The organism is Lutimaribacter pacificus (assembly GCF_900142185.1).
GTDB lineage: Bacteria > Pseudomonadota > Alphaproteobacteria > Rhodobacterales > Rhodobacteraceae > Lutimaribacter > Lutimaribacter pacificus.
On record NZ_FQZZ01000001.1, the window covers coordinates 818,136 to 836,442 of the forward strand.

The following is an 18,307-nucleotide window of genomic DNA, read 5'->3' on the forward strand; positions in this document are numbered from 1 at the left end:
AGACGGATGTTTGACACGATCCTGATTGCCAACCGGGGCGAGATCGCCTGCCGGGTGGCGCAGACGGCGCGGGCGATGGGGGTGCGCGTGGTGGCCGTCTATTCCGATGCGGATGCGGCGGCGGCCCATGTGGCGGCGGCGGATGTGGCGGTGCATATCGGCGGCTCGGCCCCGGCCGACAGCTACCTGCGCGGCGATGCGATCATCGCGGCGGCGCAGGCCACCGGCGCGCAGGCGATCCATCCCGGTTACGGGTTCCTGTCGGAAAACCCCGATTTCGTCGACGCGGTCGTGGCGGCGGGGCTGACCTTCATCGGCCCGTCGGCCGAGGCGATCCGCAAGATGGGCCTCAAGGACGCGGCCAAGGCGCTGATGGAAGAGGCGGGCGTGCCGGTCGTGCCGGGCTATCACGGGTCGAACCAGGACCCCGAACACCTGTCGGGCGCGGCGGATACCATCGGCTATCCGGTGCTGATCAAGGCGGTCGCGGGCGGTGGCGGCAAGGGGATGCGGCTGGTCGAGCGGCCGCAGGATTTCATCGAGGCGCTGGAAAGCGCGCAGGGCGAGGCGCGCACCGCCTTCGGCAACCCCGACGTGCTGATCGAGAAATACATCCAGAAACCGCGCCATATCGAGGTGCAGGTCTTTGGCGACGGCAGCCGCGCGGTGCATTTGTTCGAGCGCGACTGTTCGCTCCAGCGGCGCCACCAGAAGGTGATCGAGGAGGCGCCCGCGCCCGGCATGACGGACGGGATGCGCGCCGCGATGGGGCAGGCCGCCGTGCGCGCGGCCGAGGCGATCGGCTATGCCGGGGCCGGCACGGTGGAATTCATCGTCGACGGCAGCCGCGGCCTGCGCACCGACGGGTTCTGGTTCATGGAGATGAACACCCGCCTGCAGGTGGAGCACCCGGTGACCGAGGCGATCACCGGCATCGACCTTGTGGAATGGCAGTTGCGCGTCGCCGCGGGCGAGCCGCTGCCCGCGCGGCAGGAGGACCTGGCGATAGACGGCCATGCCTTTGAGGCGCGGCTTTACGCCGAGGACGTGCCCAAGGGGTTCCTGCCCGCGACCGGCACGCTGGCGCATCTGGAATTTCCGCAAGGCGCGCGGTCGGACAGCGGGGTGCGCAGGGGCGATACGATCAGCCCGTTCTACGACCCGATGATCGCCAAGATCATCACCCACGGGCCCACCCGCGACGTGGCGCTGTCGCGGATGCGGGCGGCGCTGGCGGATACGCAGGTGGCGGGCACGGTGACGAATCTCGGCTTCCTGTCGGCGCTCTGCGCGCACAAGGGCTTTGCCGCGGGCGAGGTCGATACCGGGCTGATCGCGCGCGACCTGGATGCGCTGGTGCAGGTGCCGGCGCCCGGCCCGGCCGATTGGGCGCAGGCGGCGCTGGTGGCGCTGGGGCTTGACGGCGATCTGCCGGACGATGCCGGGTTCAGCCTGTGGGCGCCGATGCTGCGCAGCGTCACCCTGCGGTTCGGCGAGGACGAGCAGGCGGTGCGCGTCGCGCTGCGCGACGCGGACAGCGCCCTTGTGACAGTGGGCGATACCGAACTGGCCGCGCGGCGCGGCGTCGGCGGCTGGGTCTTTGACGGGGTGTCGGCGGCGCCCGCGGTGCGCAACGGCGATCTGGTGACGCTGTTCCGCGATGCGGGGCTTGGCTTTCACGTGATCGACCCGCTGGACCGCGCGGCAGCGGCAGGGGCGGGCGGCAACCTGATCGAGGCGCCGATGCCGGGGCTGGTCAAGGCGGTCTTTGCCAGGGCCGGGCAGGCGGTCAGCGCGGGCGACCGGTTGGCGGTGCTGGAGGCGATGAAGATGGAACATTCGCTGCTGGCGGCGCGCGACGGTATCGTGGCCGAACTGCTGGTCGAGGCGGGTGCGCAGGTCGAGGCGGGTGCGGCGCTGATCCGGCTGGAGGACGAGGAGGAGGACGCGGCGGCGTGACGGAGGCGGGCGATCTGACCCTGATCGGATTTCACGACAGCGTCTATACCTGGGCGGTGCGCTGGGCGCTGGCCGAGACGGGTCTGCCTGCACGCAGCGAAGAGGTGGACCCGTTCACCCCCGATGGGGCCGCGGCCCTGCGCGGGGTGCATCCTTTCGGGCTGGTGCCGGTGTTGCGGCATGGCGATTTCACCCTTTATGAAACGCCGGCGATCCTGCGCTATCTCGACCGGCTGCAGGCCGGGGCCGACCTGACGCCGGCCGCTCCGCGCGCCGGGGCGCGGATGGCGCAGGTGATGTCTGTGGTGACCACGCAGGTTTACTGGCCGCTGGTCCGGCAGGTGTTCTCCAACGGGTATTACCTGCCGCGCGCGGGGCAGGACGCGGACCGGGCGGCGCTGGAGGCGGGGCTGTCGCGCGCGCCGCTGGTGCTGGACGCGCTGGAGCAGGTCGCGGGCGAGGGGCTGGTGCTGACCGGGCAGGGCCTGACGCTGGCCGACCTGATGCTGGCGCCGATGCTGGCCTATTTCAACGCGGTGCCCGATGCCGCGCGGCTGACGGGGCAGCGCACGGCGCTGAGCGCATGGCTTGACCGGATCGCCGCCCGCCCCGGTTTCATCGCCACGATGCCGCCCTGCCTGGCGGAGGGGGGCGCATGATCACGCTGCACCATGTGCCGCAAAGCCGCTCGATGCGGGTGCTGTGGCTGCTGGGCGAGCTTGAGGTTGAGTTCGCCGTCGCCCCGCATGCGCCGGACCGGTCCCTGCGCGATCCGGCCTTCCTGTCGCTGTCGCCGGCGGGCCGCGTGCCCGCGCTGGAGATCGAGGGCGAGCGGATGTTCGGGGCCACGGCGATCATCGAATACCTGTGCGAGAAATTCCCCGAACGCGGGCTTGGCCGCGCGCCGCGCGATCCCGACCGGATGACCTGGCTGGTCTGGCTGCATTTCGCCGATACGGTGACGGGCTGCGTGGACATCCTGCGGCGGGCTTATGCGGTGGGCCAGACGCAGATGATGCGGGACGAACTGGCACGGCTGGCCCTGTGCTATGACGCGATCGAGGGGCGGCTGTCGACCCCGGTGGAAAACCGCGACTACCTGCTGACCAGCGGCTTTTCCGCCTGCGATATCGCGGTGGGGCAGGCCGTCTACATGGCGCGGCATTTCCTTGCGACGGATGACCGCCCCGAGCTGACCGCCTGGTACGCCCGCATCACCGGGCGCGACAGTTTCGCGGCAGCACTGCCCGCGCCGGATGCGGTACGGATGTTTTCACAGGAATTCTACGAGGTGCCCAATGGCTGACTATGTCGAAATTTTCGAAGTGGGCCCGCGCGACGGGTTGCAGAACGAAAAGCGCCAGATCCCGACCGCCGACAAGATCGCGCTGGTCGATTGCCTGAGCGCGGCCGGGTTCCGGCGGATCGAGGTGGCAAGCTTCGTCAGCCCGAAATGGGTGCCGCAGATGGCCGACAGCGCCGAGGTGCTGGCCGGGATCGCGCGGGCGGACGGCGTTTCCTACGCGGCGCTGACGCCCAACATGCAGGGGCTGGAGCGCGCCATCGCCGCGCGTGCCGACGAGGTGGCGATATTCGGCGCGGCCTCGGAAGGGTTCTCCAAGGCCAATATCAACGCCACGATCGAGGAAAGCCTTGCGCGCTTCGCCCCCGTGGCCGAGGCGGCGAAGGCGGCGGGGCTGCCGGTGCGGGGCTATATCTCCTGCGTGACGGACTGCCCCTTCGACGGGCCGACGCCGCCGGAAAAGGTGGCCGAGGTGGCCGCAAGGCTGGATGCGATGGGCTGCTACGAGATCAGCCTGGGCGACACGATCGGGCAGGGCAGGCCGGAAACCATCGCCGCGATGCTGGACGCGGTGCTGGAGGTGGTGCCGGCCAGCCGCCTGGCCGGACATTACCATGACACGAGCGGCCGGGCGCTGGCCAATATCGAGGTGTCGCTGGACAAGGGCCTGCGCGTTTTCGACGCCGCCGTGGGGGGCTTGGGCGGTTGCCCCTATGCGCCGGGGGCCGAGGGCAACGTGGCCACCGAGGCGGTGCATGACCGGCTGGTGGCGCTTGGCTTCGACACCGGGCTGGACCGCGAGGTGCTGTCGCGCGGGGCGGATATGGCGCGGGCGATGCGCGGCGCGTAAGCCGCAGGGATGAAACGGAGGGATTTCGGTGGAACAGCTTATCACGATCGAGCGCGACACGCGCGGGGTGGCGCATCTGTGGATGGATCGCGCGGACAAGCATAACGCGCTGTCGGGCGGGATGATCGCCCAGATGACGGCGGCGGCGGCGGAGCTGGCCGCCGACGACAGCGTGCGCGTGGTGGTGCTGGCAGCGCGCGGGCGGACGTTTTGCGCCGGTGGCGACCTGGCCTGGATGCAGGCGCAGATGGCCGCCACGCCCGGGGAACGCGGCGAGGAGGCGGGCAAGCTGGCCTGGATGCTGCAGGCGCTGAACACGCTGCCCAAGCCGCTGATCGGGCGGGTGCAGGGCAATGCCTTCGGCGGCGGGCTGGGCATGGCCAGCGTCTGCGATGTCTGCATCGGCACGCCGGATGTGCAGATGGCGCTGACCGAAACGCGGCTGGGCCTGATCCCGGCCACCATCGGCCCCTATGTCTGCGCCCGGATGGGCGAGGCCAAGGCGCGGCGCGTGTTCATGTCGGGCCGCCGCTTCGTCGCCGAAGAGGCGGTGGAACTGGGCCTGCTGGCCCGGGTCGTGCAGCCCGAGGATCTGGACGCGGCCATCGAGGCCGAGGTCGTGCCCTACCTGTCCTGCGCGCCGGGTGCTGTGGCGCGGGCCAAGGCGCTGCTGCGCCGCCTGGGCCCGGTGATCGACGAGGACACCATCCGCCACACCGTCGGCGAACTGGTCGCCTGCTGGGAAGGCGACGAGGCGCCCGAGGGGATCGGCGCGTTTTTCGACAAGCGCAAACCCGGCTGGATGGCCTGAGCCGGGGCCGGGGTACGCCGCGCGGGCGAGTCGGATTCCGGGGCTTTGCCGCAGCGCGTGCCGCGCGCGCCGATGCGACAGAACCGCCCGGCCTGCTGCCGGGCGGGCCGGGGGCGGGGACGGCCCGCGACTCGCGCGGTGCTGCACTGCCGAAAAAATACGCGCAATCCGTGGGAAAAATCCCTGCCGGGATGGGTCCGGCGGCGCGGATACGGCCGGTGTGCGGCTGTATACAAAGGCAAATCCGCAATAGTTTCAGATTTTTGAATGTGATCCCCTCTCGGTTGACCCTGCCATGGGGCAGGAGTAAACCCGCGCCTGAGACACTGTCGCCAGCAGGACGCACGCCATCGCGTGTCTGAAAGGAGCCGTTCCGTGGAAGAGATGCTGCGGGAATACCTTCCCATCCTCATTTTCCTTGGGCTTGCCATCGTTATCGGTCTTGTCCTGATCCTTGCCGCCATCGTTCTGGCGGTACGCAACCCCGATCCCGAAAAGGTCAGCGCCTACGAATGCGGGTTCAACGCGTTCGACGATGCGCGGATGAAATTCGACGTGCGGTTCTACCTCGTGTCGATCCTGTTCATCATCTTCGACCTGGAGATTGCGATGCTGTTTCCCTGGGCGGTGGCGTTCAAGGATGTCAGCATGGTCGGCTTCTGGTCGATGATGGTGTTCCTGGGCGTGCTGACCATCGGCTTTGCCTACGAGTGGAAGAAGGGGGCGCTGGAATGGGAGTGAGCGACGACAAACCGCTTGTCACCGACGTGCAGGGCGACGGCCTGCAGGACGCCCGCGTGAAATCGGGGCCTTCTGCCCTGTCGCCCTATGGTGCCTATGCGGCGGGCGGCGACAAGGAGGTTGCCACCCAGGCGCTGAACCGCGAATTGCAGGACAAGGGGTTCCTGCTGACCGCGTCCGAGGACCTGGTCAACTGGGCGCGCACCGGGTCGCTGCACTGGATGACCTTCGGCCTCGCCTGCTGCGCGGTCGAGATGATGCACACCTCGATGCCGCGCTACGATGCCGAACGGTTCGGCATCGCGCCGCGCGCCAGCCCGCGCCAGTCGGACGTGATGATCGTGGCCGGCACGCTGACCAACAAGATGGCCCCGGCTTTGCGCAAGGTCTATGACCAGATGCCCGAACCGCGCTACGTGGTCTCGATGGGCTCCTGCGCCAACGGCGGCGGGTATTATCACTACAGCTACAGCGTGGTGCGCGGCTGCGACCGGATCGTGCCGGTCGACATCTACGTGCCGGGCTGCCCGCCGACGGCCGAGGCGCTGCTCTACGGCATCCTGCAACTGGCCCGCAAAATCCGCCGCACGGGGACGATCGTACGATGACCGAGGCACTGACCGAACTGGCCACCCATATCGAACTGAAGCGGCCCGACTGCGTGCTTGGCTGGCGGATCGAAAACGGCGAGCTGACCATGGACGTGGCGCTGGCCAATATCGCCGGGCTGGTCGAGTTCCTGAAAAACGACCCGACCTGCAAGTTCTCGACCCTGGTGGACATCACCGCCGTGGACTGGCCCGAGCGGGCCAAGCGGTTCGACGTGGTCTATCACTTCCTGTCGATGTACCAGAACCACCGCATCCGCCTGAAGGTGGCGCTGCGCGAGGACGAGACGGTGCCGTCGGTCACCGCCACGCATCCCAGCGCCGACTGGTTCGAGCGCGAGGTGTTCGACATGTTCGGCATCCTGTTCACCGGCCATCCCGACCTGCGCCGCATCCTGACCGATTACGGCTTTCGCGGCCATCCGCTGCGCAAGGATTTCCCGACCACCGGCTATACCGAGGTGCGCTATGACGAGGCGCTGAAACGCGTCGTCTATGAGCCGGTGAAGCTGGTGCAGGAATATCGCCAGTTCGATTTCATGAGCCCGTGGGAGGGTGCCGAATACATCCTTCCCGGCGACGAAAAAGGTGAGGAGGCCAAGGGATGATGGGTGGTTATGGCATGGGCGGCGGCGGCTTCTTGTTCTTCATCATCATGGCCGCGCTGGTGGTGGTGCCGTTCTGGCGGCTGCTGGCGCGGTTCGCCATTCCGAACTGGGTGGCGATCTTTGCCGTGATCCCGCTGGTCGCGCTGGTCCTGCTCTGGGTCATCGCGTTCAAGGACAAGATCGACGGAGGCACCGCATGATGGACGGCTCCAAAGGTTTCGAAGACGCCCAGACGGGCGAGCAGAAGATCCGCAATTTCAACATCAATTTCGGCCCGCAGCACCCGGCCGCGCATGGCGTGCTGCGCATGGTGATGGAGCTGGACGGCGAGATCGTGGAACGCTGCGATCCGCATATCGGCCTGCTGCATCGCGGCACCGAAAAGCTGATGGAAAGCCGGACCTACCTGCAGAACCTGCCCTATTTCGACCGGCTGGATTACGTCGGCACGATGAACCAGGAACATGCCTGGGTTCTGGCCATCGAAAAGCTGACCGGGGTCGAGGTGCCGCGCCGCGCGTCGCTGATCCGGGTGCTGTATTGCGAGATCGGGCGCATCCTGAACCACCTGCTGAACGTGACCACGCAGGCGATGGACGTGGGTGCGCTGACCCCGCCGCTCTGGGGCTTCGAAGAGCGTGAGAAGCTGATGATCTTTTACGAGCGGGCCTGCGGCGCGCGCCTGCACGCGGCCTATTTCCGGCCCGGCGGTGTGCACCAGGATCTGCCGCCCGAACTGATCGACGATATCGACGCCTGGGCCGAGGTGTTCCCGAAGGTGCTGGACGATATCTCCGAACTGCTGACGGAAAACCGCATCTTCAAGCAGCGCAACGTCGATATCGGCGTGGTGACCGAGGAGGATATCCAGAACTATGCCTTCTCGGGGGTGATGGTGCGCGGCTCGGGGCTGGCGTGGGATTTGCGCCGCGCGCAGCCCTATGAATGCTACGACGAGTTCGAGTTCCAGATCCCCGTGGGCACCAAGGGCGATTGCTATGACCGCTACCTGTGCCGGATGGAAGAGATGCGCCAGTCGGCCCATATCATCCGCCAGGCCTGCGACAAGCTGCGGATGCCGGAAAACCAGGGCGATATTCTGGCGCGCGGCAAGATCACCCCGCCCAAGCGCGGCGAGATGAAACGCTCGATGGAGGCGCTGATCCATCACTTCAAGCTTTATACCGAGGGCTTCCACGTCCCCGAGGGCGAGATTTACGCCGCGGTCGAGGCGCCCAAGGGCGAATTCGGCGTCTACCTCGTGGCCGACGGGTCGAACCGGCCCTACCGCGCCAAGATCCGCGCGCCGGGCTATCCGCATCTGCAGGCGATGGATCATATCTGCCGCGGGCACCTGCTGGCCGATGCCTCGGCGATCCTCGGCTCGCTCGATGTCGTGTTCGGGGAGATTGACCGGTAATGACGCTGGTTTCGGTGGTCATAGTCCTGTGTGTCGCGGGGGCTGCGTTTTCCGGCCTGCTGGCCGCGCCGGCGTCCCGTGGCCGCGTTCGGCAGCATGGTCCTGCCGCCGGTGCCGTCAGCGGCATCGCCGCATTCGTCCAGTTCAAGGGAGGGGCCGCATGACCCGTCACTTCGCCGTCCTGGCAACGCTCGGCCTGCTGGCCGCCTGCGCGATTCCCCCGCAGGGCGTCAGCGCGCAGAATATCGCCGAGTTCGACGCCGCCGTGGCGTCGGTCGGCTGCAGGCTGATGACGGAATCCGATTACCTCCCGGTCGAGCTGCAGACGGGGCTGACCCGCGAGCAGGTGCTCGATATCGCAAAATACAAGCTCGCCGCGGACCAGGCCGAAAGCCTGGAAGAGGGCGGGATCGTTCTGACCACCGGAGCCTGTGCCTGATGTTGCGTCGTCTTTACCACGAACAGCCGGAAAGCTTTGCCTTCACGCCCGAAAACCGGAAATGGGCCGAGGCGCAGATCACCAAATACCCCGAAGGCCGCCAGGCCAGCGCGATCATCCCGCTGCTGTGGCGCGCGCAGGAGCAGGAGGGCTGGCTGAGCCGCCCGGCGATCGAGGCGGTGGCCGACATGCTGGGCATGGCGCATATCCGCGCGCTCGAGGTGGCGACCTTCTATTTCATGTTCCAGCTTCAGCCGGTCGGATCGGTCGCGCATATCCAGGTCTGCGGCACCACGTCCTGCATGATCTGCGGCGCCGAGGACCTGATCGCGGTGTGCCGCGAAAAGATCGCCGCCAACCCGCATGAGCTGTCGGCGGATGGCAAGCTGAGCTGGGAAGAGGTCGAATGCCTGGGCGCCTGCGCCAACGCCCCGATGGCCCAGATCGGCAAGGATTATTACGAGGATCTGACCGCCGAGAAATTCGGCCAGATCATCGAGGAACTGCGCGCCGGCCGCGTGCCGGTGCCGGGGCCGCAGAACGGGCGCTATGCGTCCGAGCCGCTGTCGGGGCTGACCAGCCTCAAGGAGTTCGACAGCGGCCGCACCCAGTATAACGCCAGCGCGCAGCGCGCGGTGGACCTGGGCGATACGGTCAAGCGCATCGACGGCACCGAGGTGCCGATCCTGACGCCGTGGCTGTCGAAGACACCGGGCAAGGCGCCGGCGGGCAAGGGCACCGGCGCCGATACGGCCGACCGCTCGAACGGGCATACCGCCGACGAAACCGGCATCCAGAAGCAGGAAGCCCCGGCCCGGACCAAGGCCAAGCCCGTCGCCCGGGCCAAGGCCGCCCCGGCGCCGAAACCTTCGGAGGATGCGCCCGCAGGCAAGAAGCCCGAGGCGCTGCCGGCGGCGCGCGAGGGCGGGCCGGACGATCTCAAGCGGATCAAGGGCGTTGGGCCCAAGCTCGAGGCGCTGCTGCATCGGCTTGGATTCTATCATTTCGACCAGATTGCGAACTGGACCGCGGACGAGGTGGCCTGGGTCGATCAGAACCTCGAAGGGTTCCGGGGCCGGGTCAGCCGCGACGGCTGGGTCGCGCAGGCCAGGACGCTGGCGGCAGGGGGCGAGACGGAATTCTCGACCCGTGTTAAGAAGGGGGACGTCTACTGAGACGCGAACCTTTATGAACGGGGAGAGGTGAGATGAGCAACGGGGCGATCGGGTATACCTGCCGGCAGAAAACATGGGCTCTGGCCGCGGTGCTGGCCGTGCTGGTGCTGGTGCTGCTTGTCACGCTGGCGGGCTGGGGGCTGTTGCCGGCCCTGCTGGTCGCCGTGCTGCTGTGCGTTCTGCTCGGCTTCGTCCTGCCCGCGATCCTGTGCGGCAAGGCGGGGGATACGGCTGCGGCCGCGCCTGCCGCCCCCGTGGCCGAACCGGCACCCGCCGCCGCGCCTGTTGCAGCCGCTGCCCCGGCCGCCCCGGAACCGGCACCGGCAGCCGATGCGCCCGGGCATGACAAGGGCGGCGCGCAGGACGGCGCGGCCGAGGGCCGCAAGCCCGGAACGCTGAGCGGCCCGCGCGGCGGCAAGGCGGACAACCTGAAGGAAATCAAGGGCATCGGTCCGAAGCTGGAGACGATGCTGAACGGGATGGGGTTCTATCACTTCGACCAGATCGCCGGCTGGACCGCGGAGGAGGTGGCCTGGGTCGACGCCAACCTGACCGGGTTCCGGGGCCGGGTCAGCCGCGACGGTTGGGTCGCGCAGGCCGGGGTTCTGGCGGCAGGTGGTGAAACCGAGTTTTCGAAGCGCGTCGATGATGGCGACGTGTACTGACACAGGTGGGGAATGGCCGAGCCGGAACAACAGCAGGCGCGCAAGGGGCGTATCACCGCCCTTGTCATCGCGGGCACCGGCGTGTTCTGGGTTCTGGCCACCCTCATCGGGGCCGAAATGGGGTGGAGCAACCGCACGCGGGCGCTCTTTGACCTGATCGCCTTGGCCGGTTTCGTGCTGGCCATCGTGATGATCTACCAAATCTGGCGCGCGCGCCAAAACGACCAGAGGTAAGCGGATGCTGAAGGACGAAGACAGGATCTTTACCAATATCTACGGGATGCATGACCGCTCGCTCAAGGGCGCGCAGGCCCGCGGGCATTGGGACGGCACCGCCGGCATCATCGGCAAGGGCCGCGACTGGATCATCGACGAGATGAAGGCCAGCGGGCTGCGCGGACGCGGCGGCGCGGGGTTCCCGACCGGGCTGAAATGGTCGTTCATGCCCAAGGAAAGCGACGGGCGCCCGGCCTACCTGGTGGTGAATGCCGACGAATCCGAGCCCGGCACCTGCAAGGACCGCGAGATCATGCGCCACGATCCGCACACGCTGATCGAGGGTTGCCTGATCGCGTCCTTCGCGATGCAGGCGCATACCTGCTATATCTACATTCGCGGCGAATATATCCGCGAGCGTGAGGCGCTGCAGGCCGCCATCGACGAGGCGTATGACGCGGGGCTGCTGGGCAAGAACGCCGCCGGGTCGGGCTGGGATTTCGACCTGTTCCTGCATCACGGCGCGGGCGCCTATATCTGCGGCGAGGAAACCGCGCTGCTGGAAAGCCTGGAAGGCAAGAAGGGGATGCCGCGGATGAAACCGCCGTTCCCGGCGGGGGCGGGGCTTTACGGCTGTCCGACCACGGTGAACAACGTGGAATCCATCGCCGTCGTGCCGACGATCCTGCGCCGTGGGGCGTCGTGGTTCGCGGGTTTCGGGCGCCAGAACAACGCGGGCACCAAGCTGTTCGCGGTCTCGGGCCACGTCAACAACCCCTGCGTCGTCGAAGAGGCGATGTCGATCGGTTTCGAGGAACTGATCGAAAAGCATTGCGGCGGCATCCGGGGCGGGTGGGACAACCTCAAGGCGGTGATCCCGGGCGGATCGTCGGTGCCCTGCGTGCGCGGCGAAAAGATGAAGGACGCGATCATGGATTTCGATTACCTGCGGGGCGAACTGGGCTCGGGCCTGGGCACCGCGGCGGTGATCGTGATGGACAAGGACACCGACATCATCAAGGCGATCTGGCGGCTGTCGAAATTCTACAAGCACGAAAGCTGCGGCCAGTGCACGCCCTGCCGCGAAGGCACCGGCTGGATGATGCGGGTGATGGACCGCCTGGTGCGCGGTGAGGCCGAGGTGGAAGAGATCGACATGCTGTTCGACGTGACCAAGCAGGTCGAGGGGCACACGATCTGCGCGCTTGGCGATGCGGCGGCCTGGCCGATCCAGGGCCTGATCCGCAATTTCCGCGATGAGATCGAGGATCGCATCAAGGCACAGAAAACCGGCCGCATCAGCGCGGTCGCGGCAGAGTGACGGGGGCCGGGGCATGGTGACGCGCATCGTGATCCTGCTGGGATTGTCGGGGCTGGCGCTGGCCGGTTGCGGCACGCTGTCCGATGACCGGCAGACCTTTGACGGGGTCGCGTTTCGCGCGTCGCTGTCCGCCGACAAGGAGGACAAGCGCAATTTCTCGGTCGAGGTGCGGGACGCGGCGAAATCGCTGGCCGGCGCCCGCGAGGCGGGGCGTTACGAGGCGGTGCAGCATTGCATCGAGAATTTCGGCAATTCCCGCATGAGCTGGAGCCAGGGCCCCGATGTCGAGGATGCGGACCTGCAGGTTGCGGATGGCGACCTGATCCTGAAAGGACAATGCGCAGGATGGTGAAAACCGCCGCATATCAAGGGGTTGACCGGGCCGGCGCCACATGCCGCGCGCCCGTGCCCTTTGCCGTGGGCGGCCGCTGTCTGCGGGGCAAGGGGGGCGTGTCATGCAGATGATTCCCGCGCTTGCCCTTTCGGCCTCGATCGTGACGACGTCGGCCGCCGCGCTGCCGCCGCTGCGCGAGGTGTCCGAGATCGACGACAACATGCTGTGGGTGGCGCTGGCCATCGAGATCAGCGACCGCTGCGACAGCATCGCCCCCCGCACCCTGCGCGGGCTGTCCTACCTGTGGCAGCTCAGGGCGCGGGCGACCGAGCTGGGGTATTCCGACGCGGCCATCGAGGCCTATGTCGACAGCAAGGCCGAGAAGGCCCGGATGCGCGAACGGGGCAGGGCCTATGTCCGGGCGCAGGGCCTGAACCCCGAAAACGACCGTGACCTGTGCAAGCTGGGTCGCCGCGAAATCAAGCAGGGCAGCCAGATCGGCGCCTTTCTGAAAGCGAAGTGAAGAGCCATGACAGACCTCCGCAAGATCATCATCGACGGTAACGAGATCGAGGTGGAAGGGGCGATGACCCTGATCCAGGCCTGCGAGGAGGCCGGAATCGAGGTGCCGCGCTTCTGCTACCACGAACGGCTGTCGATCGCGGGCAACTGCCGCATGTGTCTGGTCGAGGTCGTGGGCGGCCCGCCCAAGCCCGCGGCTTCCTGCGCGATGCAGGTGCGCGACCTGCGCCCCGGCCCCGAGGGCCAGCCGCCGGTGGTCAAGACCAACAGCCCGATGGTCAAGAAGGCCCGCGAAGGGGTGATGGAATTCCTGCTGATCAACCACCCGCTGGATTGCCCGATCTGCGACCAGGGCGGCGAATGCGACCTTCAGGACCAGGCGATGGCCTATGGCGTCGATTTCAGCCGCTTCCGCGAGCCCAAGCGCGCGGTGGACGACCTGAACCTCGGGCCGCTTGTGGAAACTCACATGACGCGCTGCATTTCCTGCACCCGCTGCGTGCGCTTCACCACCGAGGTGGCGGGCATCACCCAGATGGGCCAGACCGGCCGGGGCGAGGATTCCGAGATCACCGCCTATCTGGGCGAGACATTGGACAGCAACCTGCAGGGCAACATCATCGACCTGTGCCCGGTGGGCGCGCTGGTCAGCAAGCCCTATGCCTTTACCGCCCGTCCGTGGGAACTGACCAAGACCGAAACCATCGACGTGATGGATGCGCTGGGGTCGAATATCCGCGTCGATACCAAGGGGCGCGAGGTCATGCGCATCCTGCCGCGCAACAATGACGGCGTGAACGAGGAATGGATTTCCGACAAGACGCGTTTCGTCTGGGACGGGCTGCGCCGGCAGCGGCTGGACCGCCCCTATATCCGCGAGAACGGCAAGCTGCGCCCGGCCACATGGCCCGAGGCGCTGGGTGTCGCGGCGGAGCGGATCGGGGCGGCGTCGAAACTGGCCGGGATCGTGGGCGATCTGGTGCCGGTCGAGGCGGCCTTCGCGCTCAAGCAACTGGTCGAGGGGCAGGGCGGTATCGTGGAATGCCGCACCGACGGGGCGCGGCTGCCCGCGGGCAACCGCTCGGGCTATGTCGGCAACGTGGCCATCGAGGATATCGACAGCGCGAAACAGATCATCCTGATCGGCACCAACCCGCGCGACGAGGCGCCGGTGCTGAACGCGCGTATCCGCAAGGCGTGGATCAAGGGCGCCGAGGTGGTCGTCGTGGGTGCGGCGGCAGACCTGACCTATGATGTGACCCATGCCGGCACCGGCCGCGCGGCGCTGTCGAAGCTGAAGCCGCAGGACGGTGCCATCGTGATCGTCGGGCAGGGCGCCCTGCGCGAGGCCGACGGCGCCGCCGTTCTGGCCGCGGCGCAGGCGCTGACCGGCCGGATGCTGGTGCTGCACACCGCCGCGTCGCGGGTGGGGGCGATGGATGTGGATGCCACCAACGCGGGCGGCATGGACGCGGTGAGCGAGGCCGACGTGATCTATAACCTCGGCGCCGACGAGGTCGAGATCGGCGAGGGCGCCTTTGTCATCTACCAGGGCAGCCATGGCGACCGGGGCGCGCATCGCGCCGACGTGATCCTGCCCGGCGCGGCCTATCCCGAGGAACAGGGCCTGTTCGTCAACACCGAGGGCCGCCCGCAACTGGCGCTGCGCGCGGGGTTCGCACCGGGCGAGGCCAAGGAAAACTGGGCCATCCTGCGCGCCCTGTCGGGCGAGCTGGACGCGACGCAGCCTTGGGACAGCCTGGCGCAGCTCCGGCAGGCGCTGGTGGCGGCGGTGCCGCACCTGGCGCAGATCGACGAGGTGCCGGAAAACGACTGGCAGCCGCTGCCCGGGGACAAGCTGGGCGATGCGGATTTCCGCAACGCGATCGGCGATTTCTACCTGACCAACCCGATCGCGCGGGCCAGCGCGCTGATGGCCGAACTCAGCGCCAATGCCAGGGCGCGCAACATGGGGCTGGCGGCCGAGTGATGCGGGCGGCCGTTGTCATATCCCCCCTCGCCGGCGCGGTGCTGGCGGGCTGCGTGGCCTCGGAGGGCGAGGGCGGTGCAATGCGCCTGGCCGCCCCCGATGGCGCGGTCTATGACGGGGTCGAGACACGGCTGCTGGATGGCGAGCTGGTGAATTTCATCGTGGCGATGCGCGGCGCGCGCGGACCCGGGGACGTGACGGCCTATGCCGAATGCGCCGCGGCGCAATACACGCTGATCCGCGGCTACGGCTTTGCGCGGCACGTGCGCACCACGGTGGATGAGACGAACGGGGCCTGGGCGGGCGATGCGGTCTATACGATCTCGCCCGCGCTGCCGAGGGGGACGCGGACCATCGACGCAGAGGTGGTTGTCGCGGCCTGCAGGGAAAACGGAATACCGACGGTGTAGAGGACAAAATGGTCGAATTCTTTACCAACACCTATCTGGGCATGTTTCTTGTCATCGTCGCGCAGATCCTTCTGGTGATCGTGCCGTTGCTGGTGGCGCTGGCATTCCTGATGTATGCCGACCGCAAGGTCTGGGCGGCGGTCATGATGCGCAGGGGGCCCAACGTGGTGGGCGCCTTCGGTCTGCTGCAGAGTTTTGCGGATTTCATCAAGTATATCGTCAAGGAGGTCGTGTTCCCCGCCGGGGCCGACCGCGCGGTATTCCTGCTGGCGCCGATGATCAGCCTCGTGATGGCGCTGATCGCCTGGGCGGTGATCCCCTTCAACGAGGGCTGGGTGCTGTCGGATATCAACGTGGCGATCCTCTATGTCTTTGCGATCTCCTCGCTTGAGGTTTACGGCGTGATCATGGGCGGCTGGGCCTCGAACTCGAAATACCCGTTCCTCGGCTCGCTGAGGTCTGCCGCGCAGATGATTTCCTATGAGGTCAGCATCGGGCTGATCATCATCGGGGTGATCATCTCGACCGGGTCGATGAACCTGTCCAACATCGTGCGCGCGCAGGGCGGTGACCTGGGCCTGTTCAACTGGTACTGGCTGCCGCATTTCCCGATGCTTTTCCTGTTCTTCATCTCGGCGCTGGCGGAAACCAACCGCCCGCCCTTCGACCTGCCCGAGGCGGAATCGGAACTGGTGGCGGGCTACCAGGTCGAATACAGTTCGACCCCGTTCTTGCTGTTCATGATCGGCGAACTGGTGGCTGTGGTGCTGATGTGCGCGCTGGTCAGCCTGCTTTTCTTCGGCGGCTGGCTGTCGCCCATTCCGGGGCTGCCCGACGGGTTCCTGTGGATGGTTCTGAAGATGCTGTTCGTCTTTTTCATCTTTGCGATGGTCAAGGCGATCACCCCGCGCTACCGCTACGACCAGCTGATGCGGCTGGGCTGGAAGGTGTTCCTGCCGATGAGCCTGTTCTGGGTCGTCTTCGTGGCCTTCGCGGCGAAATTCGAATGGTTCTGGGGCGCGTTCGCGCGCTGGAGCTGAGGGAGCTTGCAGATGACGCAGATCGACTACAAACGCGCGGTGGGGTATTTCCTGCTGACCGACTTCTTCAAGGGCTTCAGGCTGGGCCTGCGGTATTTCTTCGCCCCCAAGGTGACGATCAACTATCCGCATGAAAAGGGCCCGCTGTCGGTGCGGTTCCGGGGCGAGCACGCGCTGCGCCGCTATCCCAACGGCGAAGAGCGCTGCATCGCCTGCAAGCTGTGCGAGGCGATCTGCCCCGCGCAGGCAATCACCATCGACGCCGAACCGCGCGAGGACGGCAGCCGCCGCACCACGCGCTACGATATCGACATGACGAAATGCATCTATTGCGGCTTCTGCCAGGAGGCGTGCCCGGTGGATGCCATCGTCGAGGGGCCGAATTTCGAATTCGCCACCGAAACCCGCGAAGAGCTGTTTTACGACAAGGCCAAGTTGTTGGAGAACGGCGACCGCTGGGAGGCCGAGATCGCCCGCAACCTCGAACTGGACGCGCCTTACAGATGAGTGATGCGAAAACCCCTTTCGAGCTGATGATGGCCCAGGCACAGGAGATGGCGAAGGCCTTCAACCCTGCGCTTGAGACGTTCAGCCCCAAGGGGTTCGAAAAGCTGTGGCCGACCATGCCGAAGGACGCGATGGAGTTGTGGTTCGGCAAGGGCATCAGCAAGGAAGGGCTGGATGCCAAGACGCGGCTCTTGCTGACGCTGGCGGGGCTGACCATGCAGGGCGCGCAGGCGGATACGCCGTTCCGCATGACCGTGCGCCACGCCCGCGAGGCCGGGGCCACCAAGGATGAAATCGCCGAGACCATCGCACAGATGTCGATGTTTGCCGGCATACCCGCCATGACCCGCGCGATGGAGCTTGCGCGCGAGGTGATGGACGAAGGAAAGGACGACGAGACATGACCATTGTCGCATTGGCTTTCTACCTGTTCGCCATCTGCGCGATCGTCGGGGGGCTGTTCACCGTGATCAGCCGCAACCCGGTGCATTCGGTGCTGTGGCTGATCCTGGCCTTCCTGTCCGCGGCGGGGCTGTTCGTGCTGCTGGGGGCGGAATTCGTGGCGATGCTGCTGGTGATCGTCTACGTGGGCGCGGTGATGGTGCTGTTCCTGTTCGTGGTGATGATGCTGGATGTAGATTTCTCGGAGCTGAAGGCCGAGATGGCGAAATACATGCCGCTGGCGCTGCTGATCGGGCTGGTGTTCCTGATGCAGCTCGGCATCGCCTTCGGCGCCTGGGAAAGCGCCACGGGAGCCGAGGCCGCGCGCGCCGCGCCCGCGCCCGACGGGATCGAGAACACCGCCGCGCTGGGGCTGCTGCTGTATGACCGGTATTTCCTGATCTTCCAGCTTGCCGGGCTGATCCTGCTGGTGGCGATGATCGGGGCGATCGTGCTGACGCTGCGCCATCGCGCGGACGTCAAGCGGCAGGACGTGCTGGCGCAGATGTATCGGGACCCGGCCAAGGCGATGGAACTGCGGGACGTGAAACCGGGGCAGGGCCTCTGACGACGATATGAACCGGACCGGCGCGCCGATGGCGCCCGGACACAGAACCGGACAGACGATGGGACGGACATGATGATCGGACTTGAGCATTACCTAACCGTGGCGGCGACGCTGTTCGTCATCGGGATCTTCGGGCTTTTCCTGAACCGGAAGAACGTGATCATCCTGCTGATGAGCATCGAGCTGATGCTGCTTGCGGTGAACATCAACCTTGTCGCTTTCTCAAGCTTTCTGGGCGATCTGGTGGGGCAGGTCTTTACCCTTTTCGTGCTGACCGTGGCCGCGGCCGAGGCGGCGATCGGGCTGGCGATCCTCGTCTGTTTCTTCCGTAACCGCGGCACCATCGACGTCGAAGACGTCAACGTGATGAAGGGGTAAC

The 18,307-nt window shown here is 66.9% G+C and carries 24 protein-coding genes; all 24 read left to right on the forward strand.

Annotation, left to right across the window (positions count from 1 at the left end):
* Window positions 1–6: 6 nt before the first annotated feature.
* The gene (locus F3H87_RS04030) at window positions 7–1,959 is read left to right on the forward strand and encodes an acetyl/propionyl/methylcrotonyl-CoA carboxylase subunit alpha (RefSeq protein WP_149786327.1); all 1,953 of its coding nucleotides are present in this window, start codon (window positions 7–9) and stop codon (window positions 1,957–1,959) included.
* Entirely contained in the window at window positions 1,956–2,618 is a 663-nt protein-coding gene (locus F3H87_RS04035; protein WP_149786326.1) for a glutathione S-transferase family protein, read from the forward strand. The genes F3H87_RS04030 and F3H87_RS04035 overlap by 4 nt, the downstream gene beginning before the upstream one ends.
* Window positions 2,615–3,265, forward strand: coding sequence for a glutathione S-transferase family protein (locus F3H87_RS04040; protein ID WP_149786325.1), 651 nt, complete (start codon window positions 2,615–2,617; stop codon window positions 3,263–3,265). Before F3H87_RS04035 ends, F3H87_RS04040 begins: the two co-directional genes overlap by 4 nt.
* Window positions 3,258–4,112, forward strand: a complete 855-nt coding sequence (locus F3H87_RS04045) for a hydroxymethylglutaryl-CoA lyase (protein ID WP_149786324.1) — start codon at window positions 3,258–3,260, stop codon at window positions 4,110–4,112. Before F3H87_RS04040 ends, F3H87_RS04045 begins: the two co-directional genes overlap by 8 nt.
* A 28-nt stretch (window positions 4,113–4,140) precedes the next feature.
* Window positions 4,141–4,923 (forward strand): crotonase/enoyl-CoA hydratase family protein, encoded by a 783-nt coding sequence (locus tag F3H87_RS04050; protein WP_149786323.1) that lies wholly within the window; start codon window positions 4,141–4,143, stop codon window positions 4,921–4,923.
* 375 nt (window positions 4,924–5,298) lie between these two features.
* The gene (locus F3H87_RS04055; RefSeq protein ID WP_149786322.1) at window positions 5,299–5,664 is read left to right on the forward strand and encodes an NADH-quinone oxidoreductase subunit A; all 366 of its coding nucleotides are present in this window, start codon (window positions 5,299–5,301) and stop codon (window positions 5,662–5,664) included.
* Window positions 5,655–6,272 (forward strand): NuoB/complex I 20 kDa subunit family protein, encoded by a 618-nt coding sequence (locus F3H87_RS04060; RefSeq protein WP_149786321.1) that lies wholly within the window; start codon window positions 5,655–5,657, stop codon window positions 6,270–6,272. Before F3H87_RS04055 ends, F3H87_RS04060 begins: the two co-directional genes overlap by 10 nt.
* Window positions 6,269–6,880, forward strand: a complete 612-nt coding sequence (locus tag F3H87_RS04065) for an NADH-quinone oxidoreductase subunit C (RefSeq protein WP_149786320.1) — start codon at window positions 6,269–6,271, stop codon at window positions 6,878–6,880. Before F3H87_RS04060 ends, F3H87_RS04065 begins: the two co-directional genes overlap by 4 nt.
* Window positions 6,877–7,080 (forward strand): hypothetical protein, encoded by a 204-nt coding sequence (locus F3H87_RS04070; protein ID WP_223227955.1) that lies wholly within the window; start codon window positions 6,877–6,879, stop codon window positions 7,078–7,080. Before F3H87_RS04065 ends, F3H87_RS04070 begins: the two co-directional genes overlap by 4 nt.
* Window positions 7,080–8,300: an NADH-quinone oxidoreductase subunit D gene (locus tag F3H87_RS04075; RefSeq protein WP_149787099.1), complete on the forward strand. Its 1,221-nt coding sequence runs from the start codon at window positions 7,080–7,082 to the stop codon at window positions 8,298–8,300. The genes F3H87_RS04070 and F3H87_RS04075 overlap by 1 nt, the downstream gene beginning before the upstream one ends.
* A 160-nt stretch (window positions 8,301–8,460) precedes the next feature.
* Window positions 8,461–8,739 carry a hypothetical protein gene (locus tag F3H87_RS04080; protein ID WP_149786319.1) on the forward strand — a complete coding sequence of 93 codons (279 nt, stop codon included), beginning with the start codon at window positions 8,461–8,463 and terminating at the stop codon, window positions 8,737–8,739.
* Complete coding sequence (locus F3H87_RS04085; RefSeq protein WP_149786318.1) at window positions 8,739–9,914, forward strand: NADH-quinone oxidoreductase subunit E; 1,176 nt, start codon at window positions 8,739–8,741, stop codon at window positions 9,912–9,914. The genes F3H87_RS04080 and F3H87_RS04085 overlap by 1 nt, the downstream gene beginning before the upstream one ends.
* A gap of 32 nt (window positions 9,915–9,946) precedes the next feature.
* On the forward strand, window positions 9,947–10,579 hold the full coding sequence (locus tag F3H87_RS04090; protein WP_149786317.1) for a hypothetical protein: 633 nt from the start codon (window positions 9,947–9,949) through the stop codon (window positions 10,577–10,579).
* Between the two features lie 12 nt (window positions 10,580–10,591).
* Window positions 10,592–10,813, forward strand: a complete 222-nt coding sequence (locus F3H87_RS04095; RefSeq protein ID WP_149786316.1) for a DUF5337 domain-containing protein — start codon at window positions 10,592–10,594, stop codon at window positions 10,811–10,813.
* 4 nt (window positions 10,814–10,817) lie between these two features.
* Window positions 10,818–12,116: an NADH-quinone oxidoreductase subunit NuoF gene (gene nuoF / locus F3H87_RS04100; RefSeq protein WP_149786315.1), complete on the forward strand. Its 1,299-nt coding sequence runs from the start codon at window positions 10,818–10,820 to the stop codon at window positions 12,114–12,116.
* 13 nt (window positions 12,117–12,129) lie between these two features.
* Entirely contained in the window at window positions 12,130–12,468 is a 339-nt protein-coding gene (locus tag F3H87_RS04105; protein ID WP_149786314.1) for a hypothetical protein, read from the forward strand.
* Between the two features lie 103 nt (window positions 12,469–12,571).
* Window positions 12,572–12,973 carry a DUF5333 domain-containing protein gene (locus tag F3H87_RS04110; protein ID WP_149786313.1) on the forward strand — a complete coding sequence of 134 codons (402 nt, stop codon included), beginning with the start codon at window positions 12,572–12,574 and terminating at the stop codon, window positions 12,971–12,973.
* Between the two features lie 6 nt (window positions 12,974–12,979).
* Window positions 12,980–14,962 carry an NADH-quinone oxidoreductase subunit NuoG gene (gene nuoG / locus F3H87_RS04115; protein WP_149786312.1) on the forward strand — a complete coding sequence of 661 codons (1,983 nt, stop codon included), beginning with the start codon at window positions 12,980–12,982 and terminating at the stop codon, window positions 14,960–14,962.
* Window positions 14,962–15,372 carry a hypothetical protein gene (locus F3H87_RS04120; protein WP_149786311.1) on the forward strand — a complete coding sequence of 137 codons (411 nt, stop codon included), beginning with the start codon at window positions 14,962–14,964 and terminating at the stop codon, window positions 15,370–15,372. The genes nuoG and F3H87_RS04120 overlap by 1 nt, the downstream gene beginning before the upstream one ends.
* An 8-nt stretch (window positions 15,373–15,380) precedes the next feature.
* On the forward strand, window positions 15,381–16,412 hold the full coding sequence (gene nuoH / locus F3H87_RS04125) for an NADH-quinone oxidoreductase subunit NuoH (RefSeq protein WP_149786310.1): 1,032 nt from the start codon (window positions 15,381–15,383) through the stop codon (window positions 16,410–16,412).
* Between the two features lie 12 nt (window positions 16,413–16,424).
* The gene (nuoI, locus tag F3H87_RS04130) at window positions 16,425–16,919 is read left to right on the forward strand and encodes an NADH-quinone oxidoreductase subunit NuoI (protein WP_149786309.1); all 495 of its coding nucleotides are present in this window, start codon (window positions 16,425–16,427) and stop codon (window positions 16,917–16,919) included.
* Window positions 16,916–17,323 carry a carboxymuconolactone decarboxylase family protein gene (locus F3H87_RS04135; protein ID WP_149786308.1) on the forward strand — a complete coding sequence of 136 codons (408 nt, stop codon included), beginning with the start codon at window positions 16,916–16,918 and terminating at the stop codon, window positions 17,321–17,323. The genes nuoI and F3H87_RS04135 overlap by 4 nt, the downstream gene beginning before the upstream one ends.
* Window positions 17,320–17,928, forward strand: a complete 609-nt coding sequence (locus F3H87_RS04140) for an NADH-quinone oxidoreductase subunit J (protein ID WP_149786307.1) — start codon at window positions 17,320–17,322, stop codon at window positions 17,926–17,928. The genes F3H87_RS04135 and F3H87_RS04140 overlap by 4 nt, the downstream gene beginning before the upstream one ends.
* A 72-nt stretch (window positions 17,929–18,000) precedes the next feature.
* Window positions 18,001–18,306: an NADH-quinone oxidoreductase subunit NuoK gene (gene nuoK, locus F3H87_RS04145; RefSeq protein WP_009157946.1), complete on the forward strand. Its 306-nt coding sequence runs from the start codon at window positions 18,001–18,003 to the stop codon at window positions 18,304–18,306.
* Window position 18,307: the final 1 nt, after the last annotated feature.

Coding starts and splice junctions, on each gene's coding strand:
- F3H87_RS04030 (WP_149786327.1), top strand. CDS start 7: ATGTTTGACACGATCCTGATTGCCAACCGGGGCGAGATCGCCTGCCGG.
- F3H87_RS04040 (WP_149786325.1), top strand. CDS start 2,615: ATGATCACGCTGCACCATGTGCCGCAAAGCCGCTCGATGCGGGTGCTG.
- F3H87_RS04045 (WP_149786324.1), top strand. CDS start 3,258: ATGGCTGACTATGTCGAAATTTTCGAAGTGGGCCCGCGCGACGGGTTG.
- F3H87_RS04060 (WP_149786321.1), top strand. CDS start 5,655: ATGGGAGTGAGCGACGACAAACCGCTTGTCACCGACGTGCAGGGCGAC.
- F3H87_RS04065 (WP_149786320.1), top strand. CDS start 6,269: ATGACCGAGGCACTGACCGAACTGGCCACCCATATCGAACTGAAGCGG.
- F3H87_RS04070 (WP_223227955.1), top strand. CDS start 6,877: ATGATGGGTGGTTATGGCATGGGCGGCGGCGGCTTCTTGTTCTTCATC.
- F3H87_RS04075 (WP_149787099.1), top strand. CDS start 7,080: ATGGACGGCTCCAAAGGTTTCGAAGACGCCCAGACGGGCGAGCAGAAG.
- F3H87_RS04080 (WP_149786319.1), top strand. CDS start 8,461: ATGACCCGTCACTTCGCCGTCCTGGCAACGCTCGGCCTGCTGGCCGCC.
- F3H87_RS04085 (WP_149786318.1), top strand. CDS start 8,739: ATGTTGCGTCGTCTTTACCACGAACAGCCGGAAAGCTTTGCCTTCACG.
- F3H87_RS04090 (WP_149786317.1), top strand. CDS start 9,947: ATGAGCAACGGGGCGATCGGGTATACCTGCCGGCAGAAAACATGGGCT.
- F3H87_RS04095 (WP_149786316.1), top strand. CDS start 10,592: ATGGCCGAGCCGGAACAACAGCAGGCGCGCAAGGGGCGTATCACCGCC.
- nuoF (WP_149786315.1), top strand. CDS start 10,818: ATGCTGAAGGACGAAGACAGGATCTTTACCAATATCTACGGGATGCAT.
- F3H87_RS04105 (WP_149786314.1), top strand. CDS start 12,130: ATGGTGACGCGCATCGTGATCCTGCTGGGATTGTCGGGGCTGGCGCTG.
- F3H87_RS04110 (WP_149786313.1), top strand. CDS start 12,572: ATGCAGATGATTCCCGCGCTTGCCCTTTCGGCCTCGATCGTGACGACG.
- nuoG (WP_149786312.1), top strand. CDS start 12,980: ATGACAGACCTCCGCAAGATCATCATCGACGGTAACGAGATCGAGGTG.
- F3H87_RS04120 (WP_149786311.1), top strand. CDS start 14,962: ATGCGGGCGGCCGTTGTCATATCCCCCCTCGCCGGCGCGGTGCTGGCG.
- nuoH (WP_149786310.1), top strand. CDS start 15,381: ATGGTCGAATTCTTTACCAACACCTATCTGGGCATGTTTCTTGTCATC.
- nuoI (WP_149786309.1), top strand. CDS start 16,425: ATGACGCAGATCGACTACAAACGCGCGGTGGGGTATTTCCTGCTGACC.
- F3H87_RS04135 (WP_149786308.1), top strand. CDS start 16,916: ATGAGTGATGCGAAAACCCCTTTCGAGCTGATGATGGCCCAGGCACAG.
- F3H87_RS04140 (WP_149786307.1), top strand. CDS start 17,320: ATGACCATTGTCGCATTGGCTTTCTACCTGTTCGCCATCTGCGCGATC.
- nuoK (WP_009157946.1), top strand. CDS start 18,001: ATGATCGGACTTGAGCATTACCTAACCGTGGCGGCGACGCTGTTCGTC.